Source organism: Paenibacillus sp. FSL H3-0333 (assembly GCF_038002805.1).
GTDB classification, from domain to species: domain Bacteria; phylum Bacillota; class Bacilli; order Paenibacillales; family Paenibacillaceae; genus Paenibacillus_AQ; species Paenibacillus_AQ silagei.
Genome location: NZ_JBBODG010000001.1, coordinates 2,068,358 through 2,082,434, shown reverse-complemented (window position 1 = coordinate 2,082,434; position 14,077 = coordinate 2,068,358). Strand labels below are relative to the sequence as shown.

The 14,077-nt window shown below is 54.9% G+C and carries 8 protein-coding genes; 5 read left to right on the top strand and 3 right to left on the bottom strand.

What is annotated here, in order from left to right:
- Window positions 1-152: 152 nt before the first annotated feature.
- Together MHH78_RS09290 and bglX are read left to right on the top strand one after the other, a co-directional pair.
- The gene (locus MHH78_RS09290; RefSeq protein ID WP_341167226.1) at window positions 153-3,503 is read left to right on the top strand and encodes a GH36-type glycosyl hydrolase domain-containing protein; all 3,351 of its coding nucleotides are present in this window, start codon (window positions 153-155) and stop codon (window positions 3,501-3,503) included.
- A 29-nt stretch (window positions 3,504-3,532) separates the two neighbouring features.
- Window positions 3,533-5,698, top strand: coding sequence for a beta-glucosidase BglX (gene bglX, locus MHH78_RS09285; protein WP_341167225.1), 2,166 nt, complete (start codon window positions 3,533-3,535; stop codon window positions 5,696-5,698).
- A gap of 85 nt (window positions 5,699-5,783) precedes the next feature.
- On the opposite strand, the gene MHH78_RS09280 is transcribed toward bglX, so the two are convergent.
- From MHH78_RS09280 to MHH78_RS09270, 3 genes are all read right to left on the bottom strand, one after another.
- Entirely contained in the window at window positions 5,784-6,554 is a 771-nt protein-coding gene (locus MHH78_RS09280; protein ID WP_341167224.1) for a DeoR/GlpR family DNA-binding transcription regulator, read from the bottom strand.
- 572 nt (window positions 6,555-7,126) lie between these two features.
- The gene (locus tag MHH78_RS09275; RefSeq protein WP_340827831.1) at window positions 7,127-7,987 is read right to left on the bottom strand and encodes an IS3 family transposase; all 861 of its coding nucleotides are present in this window, start codon (window positions 7,985-7,987) and stop codon (window positions 7,127-7,129) included.
- 11 nt (window positions 7,988-7,998) lie between these two features.
- Window positions 7,999-8,316, bottom strand: a complete 318-nt coding sequence (locus MHH78_RS09270) for a transposase (protein WP_076086950.1) — start codon at window positions 8,314-8,316, stop codon at window positions 7,999-8,001.
- A gap of 635 nt (window positions 8,317-8,951) precedes the next feature.
- Between MHH78_RS09270 and MHH78_RS09265 the strand changes: the two genes are divergently transcribed.
- From MHH78_RS09265 to MHH78_RS09255, 3 genes are read left to right on the top strand one after another with little or no spacing between them, the layout of a single operon-like run.
- On the top strand, window positions 8,952-9,920 hold the full coding sequence (locus MHH78_RS09265; protein ID WP_341167223.1) for a metallophosphoesterase family protein: 969 nt from the start codon (window positions 8,952-8,954) through the stop codon (window positions 9,918-9,920).
- A gap of 25 nt (window positions 9,921-9,945) precedes the next feature.
- On the top strand, window positions 9,946-10,818 hold the full coding sequence (locus MHH78_RS09260; RefSeq protein ID WP_341167222.1) for a DMT family transporter: 873 nt from the start codon (window positions 9,946-9,948) through the stop codon (window positions 10,816-10,818).
- Window positions 10,819-10,872: 54 nt separating this feature from the next.
- Window positions 10,873-14,043, top strand: coding sequence for a hybrid sensor histidine kinase/response regulator (locus MHH78_RS09255; RefSeq protein ID WP_341167221.1), 3,171 nt, complete (start codon window positions 10,873-10,875; stop codon window positions 14,041-14,043).
- The last annotated feature ends 34 nt before the right edge of the window (window positions 14,044-14,077 follow it).

The following is a 14,077-nucleotide window of genomic DNA, read 5'->3' as shown; positions in this document are numbered from 1 at the left end:
AAAGTCTAAACTCGAAATGTATCGCCTATGGAAACGTTTCTATTTATTCTTTACATGGACATGTCAGCCCTTTTTTGTGACATCTGATGATGAATTCCCCCGTTCTGATCGATTTCATGTCCTAACTTAAGCACTGGAAAGCGAGGCTCGATATGATATTCAAACAACAAATGAACATGATTACCTTAACCCGGGATGACCTGTCGTATACATTCCTGCCTACAGGAGATATTTTTGAATTCACGCAGGGCTCCACTCTTATTAATCTGTTCCAGGGTAATCCGGCAGACGGCTCTTCCAATAATATCTATCTGCGCGTATATACGGAGCAAGGAATCCAGAGCTATCCGCTGCTGGGTATTAAGTCGGGCTCCACGCTGTCCCGTACCGATGACAAACTGATTTTTGAAGGTTCTATAGAAGCAATCAGCTACCGCGTTACCTTCGCACCGGCCAAGGACGGCATCTGGTTCTGGCAGCTCCAGCTCTCCGGCAACGGTGAGACTGTAGATGTAGTGTATGGCCAGGATGTGGGCATTGCAGACAAAGGCGGCATTCTCGCTAATGAGCTGTATATGAGCCAATATCTGGATCACAGCATCTGGGAAGGCCCGCAGGGCTACGCCGTATGCTCGCGCCAGAACCAGCCGCAGGGAACGGACTTCCCGTATCTCCAGCAGGGTGTAGTCGGTTCACGGGCTGTAGGCTATTCCACCGATGGTATGCAATTCTTCGGCATTTCCTATAAAGGAAGCTATGTGCCGGAGGCGCTGAACGGCAATCTGCAGAACCGTAATTATCAATACGAGCTGGCTTATACCGCACTCCAGACCGAGACTATGGTCCTGTCGGCTCCAGTTGAATTCGCCTTCTATGGCCTGTTCCGTCCGAATCATCCGGCTGCTGTAACCGGGCTTGAATTCCAGGCTGAGCTGCAGGCAGCTTATGCAGAGATCGACTGGAGCAGCAAGGAAGCCGTGCCAAGCCGGGATGTTCCTGTGCTGAGTGACGACATCGGCAAGCCTTATGTCTCCCCACAGTGGTCACAGGCCGAGATTGATGCTGCCTTCCCTAACCGGAAGCTTGAAGAGATGGAGAACGGCCAGCTGCTCTCTTTCTTCACAGACGGGCATGTCCATGTGGTTCTGCAGCCTAAGGAGCTGCTGGTGGAACGTCCGCATGGCCATATTATCACCTCCCTGCTGGGCGACAAGCAGGTAGACAACAACCTGATCTCCTCCACTAACTATATGTACGGTATTTTCAACGGTCAGACTGTGGTGGGGAATACCTCTTTCCATAAAGGGCTCTCCACGCCGCGCGGCCTGCTGAATATCCAGCGGAACAGCGGTCAGCGGATCTATGTCCGCATGGACGGGGTCTACCGGATTCTTACACTGCCGGCGGCTTACGAGATGGGCGTGAATTTTGCGAAATGGCATTATCAGCTGGAAGACGATGTACTGACCGTTACTTCGATCGCAGCAGCAGGCCAGCCGGATGTCGCGCTTCAGGTACAGTCGAAGCTGGGCAAATCCTATGATTATCTGATCACGAACCAGCTGGTTATGGGCGAGCATGAATTCCGGCACCCGGTACGGGTGGAAGAGAAGGACGGCATCCTGCGTCTGCTTCCTGATGAAGCGTCCCTCCAGAAGCTTCCTTATCCGGGCCTGCATTTCGATATCCAGTTGCCGGGAACCGCATATACGTACAGCGATGACCGGATGTTCTTTGCCGACAAACAGCCGCGTAACGGCACTCTGCTCACCTTGTCGGTAACGCAGTCCTCCGGCTTCCAGCTTGTGATTCAGGGCAGACTTACAGCAGCAGAGGCTCTTCCGCTGACGGCCCCTTACACACTGGAGAAGGAGCAGGCACAGTATAACGAATTCTATGCTTCGTTCACTTCCGGCTTCCAGCTTGAGCTGGATGGCACAGAGCAGTCCCGGATTGATATCCTGAACGAGACGGCATGGTGGTACACCCATAATGCGATGACCCACTTCCTCATGCCGCACGGCCTTGAACAGCCGGGCGGAGCAGCCTGGGGTACACGCGATGTCTGCCAGGGACCAATGGAATACTTCCTGATGACCCAGCACTATGAGCTGGCCCGCAATGTTCTGCTGAAGATCTACTCGCATCAACTGTGGGAGAGCAAGGAATGGCCGCAATGGTTCATGTTCGACCAGCATCCGGTCCAGGCCCATGAATGGCATGGCGATGTGGTGCTCTGGCCGCTGAAATGCATCAGCGATTACATCATGGCTACCGGAGACTACTCGATTCTCCAGGAAGAAATCGGTTATCACCATCTGGCGGATGCTCAGCCAAGCCAGCAGACCGAAACAGTCCTTGCGCATGTCAAGGCTGCGGTAGAGACCATCCGTGAACGCTTCGTGCCGGGCACAGCCCTGATCAATTATGCAGGCGGCGACTGGGATGATACCCTTCAACCTGCGAATGAAGCACTGAAGACCAAGCTGGTAAGTGCATGGACGGTAGCGCTCGCCTTCCAGGTGATCCGCAATCTGTCTCAGGTGACTTCTGCCGATCCTGAATTCTCCGCCAGCCTGTCTGCTATGGCCGAAGAGATGAAGGAATCGTTCCGCACCCTCCTGATCAAGGATGGAGTCATTGCCGGCTTCGCTTACTTCCAGGAGGACGGCAGCATTGATTATATGCTTCACCCGCTGGATACAGAGACCGGCATTCATTACCGGTTATTGCCGATGACCCGCAGTATTATTGCGGAGCTGGTTACTCCGGAGCAGGCGGCAGAGAACCTGCACCTGATCGACGAGCATCTGAACTGCCCGGATGGAGTGCGCCTGATGGACCGTCCTGCCCGCTATGAAGGCGGCGTAAGCACCATCTTCCGCCGTGCGGAGCAAGCAGCCAGCGTCGGCCGTGAGATCAGCCTGCAATATGTACATGCCCATATCCGCTATATTGAAGCTTCCGCCAAGCTGGGCGAAGCGAAGCGTGCCTGGGACGGCCTGTTCCAGATCAACCCGATCAATATCCGGCAGAGCGTGCCGAATGCCCAGCTGCGCCAGAGCAACATGTACTTCAGCAGCTCGGACGGCGACTTCCCTGACCGCTACAGCTATCAGGAGAACTTCGACCAGCTGCGTGACGGCAGCGTAGAGGTTAAGGGCGGCTGGCGCCTGTATTCCAGCGGTCCCGGGATCTACCTGAATCAGCTTATCTCGGCAGTTCTGGGTATCCGCTTCAGTGAAGAAGAACTGGTCATTGACCCGGTACTCCCGGCAACTCTTGACGGGCTGCGCTTCACTTATGAGTGCTTCGGCAAGAAGATGACCTTCGTCTATCACTTCAGCGCAGGTGAGGCCCGCACCCCGGAAGTGCAGGCAGCAGGCGTTGCTGTTACCGGTCAGGTACTACCGAATCCATACCGCCCGGGCGCGGTAAGCATTGCCAAGAATCACCTGCTGAGCCTGCCCGGCGATGAGCTGCATATCTATGTAACACAATAACTTTCAGTACGCTTACGAAGGAGTTAGCCATGACTAAACCGTTTATCCAGGATCTCGTGAACGATATGACACTAGACGAGAAGTTAGCCCAGCTTACCCAGCTTGGTCCATACTATTGGGGTCTGGATGATACCGTGGATTTGACGGGTCCATTCAAAGAGCTTAATATCGAGCCGCAGGTGATCAAAAGCATCGGAAGCGTTCTGAACGGAATCGGCGCACGAAATGTCATTGAGCTGCAGACCCGGCATCTGGAATCCAGCCGTTTGAAGATCCCGCTGATCTTCATGGCCGATGTCATTCACGGCTACCGGACCATTCTGCCGATTCCGCTCGCCATGGGCTGTTCTTTCGATCTTGATGCCTGTGAGCAGTTCGCTGAGGTAGCAGCGCGGGAGAGCGCTGCCGCCGGCATTCACCTCACCTTCTCTCCGATGACCGACCTCGTGCGTGATCCGCGCTGGGGCCGGGTCATGGAGACCTCCGGTGAGGACCCTTACCTGAACGCCCGGGTGACTGAGAGCATGGTCCGGGGCTACCAGGGCAAGGATCTGAAGGAGCCGGGGCGGATCGCTGCCTGCGTGAAGCATTTCGCCGGCTACGGCGCGCCTGAAGGCGGCCGTGAATATAACACGGTGGACATGTCCACCGGCGTGCTCCGCGAGTTCTATCTGCCAGCCTACAAGGCGGCAGTAGATGCCGGTGTCGCTATGGTGATGGCTGCGTTCAATACCATTGACCGCATTCCGTCCAGCGGCAACAGCAAGCTCCTGCGCGGTATTCTCCGCGAGGAATGGGGCTTCGATGGCGTAACCATCGCCGATTTCAACTCCGTGAACGAGCTGGTGCCCCACGGCGCAGCGCAAGACGGACGTGAAGCTGCCCTGAAGAGCCTGGTAGCGGGACTGGATATCGAGATGATGTCCACCCACTATCTGAACCACGCTGCTACACTGATTGAGGAAGGGCTGCTCGACCTCCGTCTGATCGACGAAGCGGTTACCCGGGTACTGGAGCTTAAGGACGCCCTAGGCTTGTTCGACAATCCGTTCAAGGATGCCGACCCTGCAGCTGATGAAGCAGATAAGCCAAGTCCTGAGCACCTTCAGGCGGCACGCGAGATGGGCGCCCGCTCGATCGTTCTGCTGAAGAACGAAGGCGGAGTCCTGCCGCTTAAGCGAGGCATGAAGATCGGCCTCGCCGGTCCCTTCGCAACCTCAATCAATGTTCTTGGCGGCTGGGCCGGTACCGAGAAAGACCCTGCGGTCTCCCTATACACGGGCATCACGGGCAAAATCCCGGCAGCGGACCTGCTCACAGCCATGACCGGCGAGCTGGGAAGCATGCTGGAGGGTGTATTCGATGTGGAGGATGCTTCTGAAGCGGCTTACGAGCAGTTGAAGGACTGCGATGTCATTCTGGCCGCAGTCGGCGAGAATCAGCAGGATACCGGGGAAGGCGGAAGCAAGGCCAGCCTGCGGCTGTCCGCCAATCAGGAGAAGCTGATCCACCGCCTCAAGGCAACCGGCAAGCCGGTGGTCACCATTGTGTTCAGCGGCCGCCCGCTGGAGCTTGCGCCAGTGCTTGAATCAAGTGACGCGCTGGTACAGGCCTGGTTCCTCGGCACCGAGTCGGGAAATTCCATTGCAGATGTGCTGTTCGGCGATTATAACCCGTCCGGACGCCTCTCCATGAGCTTCCCTTACTCCGTGGGACAGATTCCGGTGTACTATAACGCTTATCAGACGGGACGCCCTTATGATCCCCAGTATCCAAATGTGCGTTATGTAACCCGCTATCTGGATATTCCGAATGATCCGCTGTTCTGCTTCGGCTACGGCCTGAGCTATTCTACGTTTGCCTACAGCGGCTTTACGGTAGAAGCTGCGGCAGACGGCAAGGTGCTTGCCTCCATCCAGGTGGAGAACACCTCGGAGGTTACCGGCAAGGAGACCGTTCAGCTCTATATCCGCGATGTTACCGCAAGTGTGGTCCGTCCCGGCAAAGAGCTGAAGGGCTTCAAGCAGATTACCCTGGCCCCGCATGAGAAGCAGACGGTGTCCTTCGAGATCACCAGAGACATGCTCATGTTCTATGGCCAGGATGATCAGCTCGTGTTCGAGCCTGGAGACTTCGATATTATGCTCGGCGCAAGCTCCAGCGACCATAGCACGCAGCGGATCTGGATCGGCTGACCCTACCCATAGACATAACAAATAGCGCCAATCCTACACTTCATAAGTGTAAGGATTGGCGCTATTTATATTGCATAGCTCTGCGTTACACCCCGGTCAGCAGCTCGATATCCAGCCGGGCAAAGGTATCCTTCCATTCCGCAGAGCAGCCGCTGTCCGTCAGCACCATGGAGATATGCTCGAGCGGAGCGATCTGGGCAAAGGTAGTGATGCCGAATTTGGAATGATCCGCGACCAGAATGGATTCCTCGGCCCGCTCCATCATTTTGCGGGAGATGAGGGCTTCCTCCAGGTGGTAGTCGGTGATCCCCTCCGAGAGCGAGATCCCTCCGGCAGAGATGAACGCCTTATTTACCTTGAACTGCCCCAGCAGATCATGCGCGGTGCCCCCTACTGCCGCCTGATACCCTGCATTCACCTCACCCCCGGCAAAAATAACCCTCCCCGCAAACTGCTCCAGCGCACAATTCAGCACGGGAACAGAGTTCGTAATCACCGTCACCTGTGTACGGTCCTTAAGCGCTCGCATAATCTCAAGGGTCGTTGTCCCGTTGTCGAGGATGACCGTCTCGCCATCTTGAATAAGTGAAGCTGCCAGCCTGCCGATGGCTTGCTTGCCCGGCAGATGCATCTGGGCGCGCTTCATGAACGTAGGCTCATGATTCTCCGAGCGGATTCGCACCGCTCCCCCGTACACCTTGCGCAGCCGCCCTTCCTTCTCCAGCCGGTCGAGATCGCGCCGGATCGTCTCCGTCGTCACCCCGAACCGCTCCGCGAGAAAATGCACCTGTACCTTGCCCTCAAGGTCCAGCTGGGACAGAATCGTGTGCTTGCGTTCTTCATAGGTCAGCGACATCCTTGCTTCCTCCTATCGTTGTGGATTTTATATAGATTGTACTTTTATTTTTTCTATGATGGGATTGGCCGTGACACCAGAGAATAGTTGCCCCTCCAGCCGCTGTTGTCCCAGATTCCCTTGATTCAGCCACTTCTTGCGGGAGAAATCCGGTGACGGCTGCTGCACGAAGGTAAACCGGCCCTATGTATGCGAAAAACAACATACATTCTGCTTGCGCGAAAGTAACCAGGACCAATGTATGCGAAAAACAACATACATTCTGCTTGCGCGAACTAGTAGAGCATCAGAATAAAACCCAAAATCTAACGGACCGGAGAGATCTTATCCCCGCGAAAACGCCACTTTTTGCGGCTTAACGGACCCAGTGGACCTTATAGTCTCTCTATGAGACGTTTCGGAGTTGAAGTGCAAAGGATAAGGCCTGTGGAGTCCGTTACTCGCCCAATTGGCGACTTTCTTCCCAAATAAGAGCACCTCAGTCCGGTACGCTAAGCCAAACGCCCCTGAAGAACAAGGCCCGCTTGGAAAAAAGATGTAATTTGCTCTTCTGTCAATAAAGTGGACGCCAATTAAACGACTGTCTGGTAGTAAAGTTGCTCAAAACGCACTGGCGACATGTATCCCAGAGTACTGTTGGAACGCTTGCGGTTGTAAAACAACTCCAAATACCAGTATAGCTTTTGGTAGGCCTCTTCCTTGGTTTTAAACTTCGGATGACTGTAGATCAACTCGCGCTTCAGAATGCTGTGGAACGCTTCTATACAAGCATTATCGTAGCAGTTGCCCCTGCGGCTCATACTCGCTTTCATGCGATAGGTTTGGAGCTGTTTCCGGTAGTCCTTGGAGGCATACTGAGATCCTCGGTCGGAGTGGTGTATCAGGTCCTTCCCAGGCTTTTTCGCCTTGTAGGCCTGCTGGAGGGCGCCTAGAACCAGATCCGTGGTCATCCGGTCACTGAGCTTCCACCCGACAATCTGTTTCGTATACAGGTCCAGAATACTCGCCAAATAGAGTTTGCCTTGACGACACGGAATGTACGTAATATCGGCCACCCATTTTTCATTTGGCCTTGTGGCCGAAAAGTCTTGCTGGAGTTCATTGGGCGCAATCGGCAGATCGTGATTCGAGTCCGTGGTCGTGACCCGGTATTTACGGGCCATACACGAACGTATCCCTTGCTCGCGCATGAAGAGGCCGACGGTACGCTCGGAGACCTTCCAGCCCTCCCTTTGGAGTTCCCGATGAATCCTTGGGCTGCCGTAGGTGCCCCCTGAATCCTGGTGATACCACCGAATACGCTGAATCAGCTTCTCTTTTCGCTCGAGTCGTACCGGCTGCTCTGCCGTACGCCATTTGTAGTACCCGCTTCGGGATACCTTGAGGACCTTGCACATCTTCTCCAATCGAAAATCCGAGCGGTGATCTTCGATAAACTGGAACCTTAGTTCTTTTCTTTGCTGAAGATGTGCAGCGCCTTTTTTAGAATGGCCAGCTCTTCTTTCAGGTCCTCGATTTCACGTTCTTTGCGGTGATTCTCCGCTTCGGCATCCTTAAGCGTCTGTTCGATCTGACGCATTTTCTCCGGGTGGTGAATGGCCTCCTGGTCGAATTGGCGGTACTGAGAGATCCATTGGTGAATCGTACTCTTGGGGATATTCAGCTCCTCACAGATATCCCCAATACTCTTGGTCTGCTCCTGCACATATTTCACCGTCTGCTTCTTGAATTCTTCATTGTATCGTTGCCGTCGTTCCCCCACATTGGACACCTTCCTTCGTTAAGCCTATTATCCAGTGTCTCTTAACGTGGCGTCCACTTTTTATTCTAATTGCAATTTGAAGGGGTATTGCGTCTGCTCCACTATTTTAAAATACGATAAGGTACTACTTAGTAAACTCAAATGTATGTTGGGTATCTCTAGTCAAAATGTTGTTTCTAGTTTATTGATGTTGTTTTCACCAGTATATGAATCTGAATTCCACTTGTCAATGCGAGACCCCTACCACAGAAATATCCTTGGTAGCTATGTAGGTCTAGCACACATTGTACTTCATACAGCAGATTACTCCAAAATCGTCCGAAAAATGGCCTCTGCTGCACTTTGTACACTAGAATTCTGCTAAGAGGAGGTTTTGAAGCTATATTAGTGAAATCTAATGTATGAACTACAGCAGAATGAGCTTTTGCCTAATCTCGTGCTAATTCTATTGCAGAGAATACAACCAGCACGAAATGAAGCTTGACAGAATAACCATCCGAGCCTAAAATCAACATGAAACAACATAAAGAAACACGAATCAACAACACATTGAATCAACAAACACGCACTATTACATCACCACACGCCTTACCGCTTAACCCATAATCGGATTGACAAGAGAGGGGATTTCCCGCATGAACAGTAAATTATCATTTCGGCCAGACGGCACCTTCACCATTGCACAGTTCACCGACCTCCACTGGATGGATGGAAGAGCAGAGGATCAGCAGACCCGGGAGCTGATGGAGCTGGTGCTGAATGCGGAGCAGCCGGACCTGGTTATTTTCACAGGAGATACGATCTATACGGGGCCAGTCCGTGAAGGCGAGCTTCCTTGCCAGGACCCCCAGCAGGCCTTCCGCGATGCAGTGGCTGCTGTAGTGAATTCCGGTGTGCCTTGGGCATTCGTATTCGGCAACCATGACACGGAGAACGGAGTGACCTACAGCGAGCTGATGGAGATTGCGCAGGAGTCTCCGCACTGTCTGGCTGAGGCTGGTCCGGCGGAGCTTGCCGGTTCAAGCAATTACGTCCTGGAGATTGAAGGCTCGGGCAATCATGCGGGAGCCATCCTCTATATGCTCGATACGGGTGCCTACTCTCCGCTGGAGCAGATTCCCGGGTATAGCTGGGTCCGGCGTAACCAGATGGATTGGCTGGCAGAGCAATCTGCGCGGCTGAATCCCGGAGAAGATCAGGCGAAGCGGCCTGCACTGGCGTTCTTCCATATCCCGCTGCCCGAATATGACGAGATGTGGAACACCCAGGTCTGCTATGGACATAAGTATGAACGGGTCTGTGCTCCGGTTCTGAATTCAGGGTTATTCGCTACGCTCGTAGAGATGGGCGATGTGGCGGGCACCTTTTGCGGACATGACCATATCAATGATTTCACCGGTACGCTGCATGGCATCCGCCTCAGCTATGGCCGGGCAACCGGCTATAATACCTACGGGCACGACAACCTCAAGCGGGGCGCGCGCATCATCCGTCTAGAGCAGGACCATCCGTCCTTCGACACCTGGCTCCGGCTGGCAGACGGCTCCCGGTGCACTGAACAGCCTGCCCATACGCCTCTCTCTGCTGCCGATTCACAACACTAACTACTTCCTGAGGGGTTGACTATCCATGCTGCTGCCAATTCTTTTGGTGCTGGCTTCCGGAATGTGCCACGCGGTGTGGAGCATGTTCACCAAAAGAAGCCTGAATAAAAGTATCTTCCTGTGGTCGATCATGATGGTCTCCACGGTGCTGCTGCTCCCGGTCCTGCTTATCGAGCTGTGGACACAGCCGCTGGCCGCCGGTGCTTACGCCCTGCTGCTGCTGTCTGTGGCGCTGCAGGCCTTATATTCCTGGCTGTTATCCATAACCTATGAGATGGGCGACCTGTCCCAGATCTACCCGGTGATGCGGGGGACAAGCACGCTGCTTATTCCGCTGATCGGCGTTATTTTCCTGAAGGAATCCTTGTCTGTCTACGGCTGGATCGGGATCTGCTGCATGCTAGGCGGCTTCGCTGTCCTCAGCGGAATCGGCGCAAGAAGAAGACTCCCGGCTTCCTCCGACCCCGGCACCCCCTTAGGCTACTATACACCGATACTCATGGCCCTCTGCGTAGGATTATGCACCACCTGCTACGTATTCGTCGATAAGCTGAACCTTCAGCATATGTCTCCGCTCGCGCTGCTTGAGGTGACCAATATCGGCTTCGTTGCCGGACTGACCCCTGCGGTCCTGAGATCGCGGAAGCTGCTTGAAGAGTGGCGCCGCAACAAGTTCACCATTCTGCTGGGCAGCGTGCTGAATCCGGGCTCCTATCTGCTGTTCCTGTTCGCACTTCAGCAGGCACCGCTCGCCCATATCAGCCCGCTGAGAGAGATCGGCACCATATTTGCTACTCTCCTAGGTGTGCTTCTCTTGAAGGAGCGTCAGGGCGTGCGGCGGATGATATGCTCGGTCGTCATTTTCTGCGGAATTCTGCTAATTGGCATCTGGGGGTAAGCAGGATAAGGATCACAGATGTCGAATTGAAACCGTATGATGAAGACAACCTCGATGAGTACACACCTAATGAAGGCCAAAGCCAGATTCAACCCGAAGCAGGCTCTCTTGCTGCTTCTCTATCTAACCATTCTGATCAGTCTGCGCTATCTGTGGTTCAATGCCAATACAGCGTCTGAGCATCCCGAGGCACAGCAAGGGGTACTGGATATGCGGGGCTGGGACTTCGAGCATTCTCCGTCCATTCAGCTGGATGGAGAATGGGAGTTCTATCCCGGCCAGTTCCTCGGCTATGAGGATTCCGCCGGACAGGCTGCGGCCGCCCCCCATTTCGTCAAGGTTCCAGGTGACTGGAGCAGCGGCTTCCCGGAAGGGGAGCAATCCTCTCTGGGCTATGGCACATACAAGCTGCGTATCCTTATAGATCCGTCACAGAATGAGCCTTACGGCTTCTGGATTCAGCGGATTCAGGCCACCTCCAGCATCGATATTAACGAGCAGAGAGAGACCAGCTTCGGGAAGCTGGCCGTAAGCAGCGGGGACTATATCCCTAAGGCGGTCTCTTACACCGCAGCCTACGACGAGCCGGGAAGGCAGGAGATTGTCCTCCTTGTCCGGGCCGCCAACTACGACCATCCGCTGGAGGGCGGGATTGTCCGGTCGATCCGGTTCGGCTCCAAGGCAGCCGTGGATACTGAACGGATGTATTCGATCGGCTTCCAGCTGGTTACCTTCGTGATCATGCTGCTGCATGCGCTGTATGCGGGGATTTTATTCTTTTTTAACCGGCGACAGCGGTCATTCCTGCTCTTCTTCCTCCTGCTGCTGGCAGTAGCAACTACCATTGTAGCCGATAACGATACGATCCTGCTGCTCTGGTTCCCTATTAACTATACATGGGCGCTGAAGCTCAAACTGCTGGCTTATCCTGCGCTATCGCTGTTCATGCTGCTGCTGACGCGCAGCTTCTCTACCTACGAACGTCCTGGCTGGCTGTTCAAAATCTATCTGCTGGTTCTGCTGCTCTATACCGCCTATGTTCTGATCTTACCGGCACATTACGTGGTCTATGCCAGACCCTTCTTCTCCGTCCTCTACCTGCTTCCAGTAGTCGGGGTAATCTATTCTATCGGACGGATGGTCATGCGGCAGGAACAGGATTCCTTCTTCCTGCTGTTTGCCGCCGCCGCCATCGGCTCCAGCGTCATTAGCGGGGCCATGGAATCGAATGCCAAAGGCAGTATCCTGTATTATCCTATAGATGTCATTGCCGCCATTATCGGCTTCTCCTCCTACTGGTTCAAGCGGTACTTCCGCAATGCAGAGGAGAACCGCCTGCTCAACCAGCAGCTCAAGGAGAGCGACCAGAAGAAAGACCAGTTCCTGGCGAATACCTCCCATGAGCTGCGGACACCGCTGCACGGCATCATCAGCATTGCCCAGACCGTAGCCTCCAAGGAGCAAGCTTCGCTGGACGAACAAAGCTCTAAGGATCTGGAGCTGCTCATTACGATCAGCCGCAGAATGTCCCTAATGCTTAACGATCTGCTCGATGTGACCCGTCTGCAGGAGAAGCGGATTATTCTCCAGCGGGAGCCGCTGGCCATGAGTTCACTGGTCTCAGGCGTGCTGGGAATGTTCGAATTCATGATTGAAGGCAAACGGCTCCAGCTGCGTAATGAGCTTCCCGCTTCATTGCCGCCGGTCTGGGGGGATGAGAAGCGGATTGTACAGATCCTCTATAACCTGCTGCACAATGCCATCAAGTACACGCAGGCCGGAACGGTCACCGTATCTGCTGCAGCCGACGGCAAGCTTGCATGGATCAGCGTAGCTGATACCGGAGCAGGGATCGACAAGGAGACGCAGGCGCGGATCTTCTCGCCGTATGAGCAAGGCAGCAAAGGCATCATAGACGGCGGCGGCATCGGTCTCGGCTTAAGCATCAGCAAGCAGCTGACCGAGCTGCACGGAGGAGACCTCACGGTTGATTCAGAGCCGGGTAAAGGCTCGGTGTTCACCTTCACCCTTCCGCTGGCTTCCTCTGCCGTGGCCCGGGAGATGACGGATCAGGAGCCAGCCGCCGCAAGGCAGCCGGACCACCCGGATCTAAAGGGATTGCTGCTTGAGGAAGGCCGGCTGTTATTACAGCAGGCGGATATCATCAATCTCACAGTCCCTATAGAGTTAACGGCTCCGCCGCAGATACAGGACGCCTCTCAGTCGGCCAAGTCTCTGATCCTGGCTGTCGATGATGATCCGGTCAATCTGAAGGTGCTCTCCAGCATGCTCTCGGCAGAGCATTATCAATTGGTCACCGCCACCAGCGCCGGGGAAGCCTTGGAGCTGCTTGGCACCGAACCGTGGGATCTGCTGATCGCCGATGTGATGATGCCGTATATGTCCGGATATGAATTAACCCGGATCGTCCGGCAGCGCTTCTCCCTCTCGGAGCTGCCGATCCTGCTGCTCACCGCCCGCAACCAGCCAGCGGACATCTATACCGGCTTCCTGGCCGGGGCCAACGATTATGTCGCCAAGCCGGTGGACGCGCTGGAGCTGAAGTACCGGGTCCGCTCGCTGACCGGACTGAAGCAGTCTATCAACCAGAGCCTGCGGATGGAGGCAGCTTACCTGCAGGCACAGATTCAGCCGCACTTCCTGTTCAACACGCTGAACGCGCTGATGGCGCTGAGTGAATTCGACCAGCCGAAGATGCGCGATCTCGGAGAAGCCTTCTCCTCCTACCTGCGCATCAGCTTCGATTATATGAATTCGCAGCAGCTCGTTGGACTCTCCCATGAGCTGGAGCTGGTAGAATCCTATCTCTTCATTGAGAAGGCGCGCTTCGAGGAACGTCTGCAGATCGAATGGGAGGTTGATCCCGGCATCGAGCTGCTGCTTCCTCCGCTCACCCTACAGCCGCTGGTGGAGAACGCCGTCAGACACGGCCTGCTGAGCCGCAAAGCCGGAGGCAAGCTCCAGGTCCGCATTCACCGCCAGAAGGGATACACCTCCTTCGAAGTGGAGGACAACGGCAAGGGCATGAGCGGGGAACAGGTGGCCCGTCTGCTCGACGACACCTTCCGGGCCCACCGCGGCATCGGCCTGCTGAACACCAATCGCCGCCTGACCCAGCTCTACGGCGAAGGTCTCGTCATCCGCAGCCAGCCCGAAGTTGGCACTACAGTATCCTTTGTGATTCCTGAGCGGAGGCGGGAGTGACCCGCCCGCCTGCTCCATAACGGCAGCATGAATA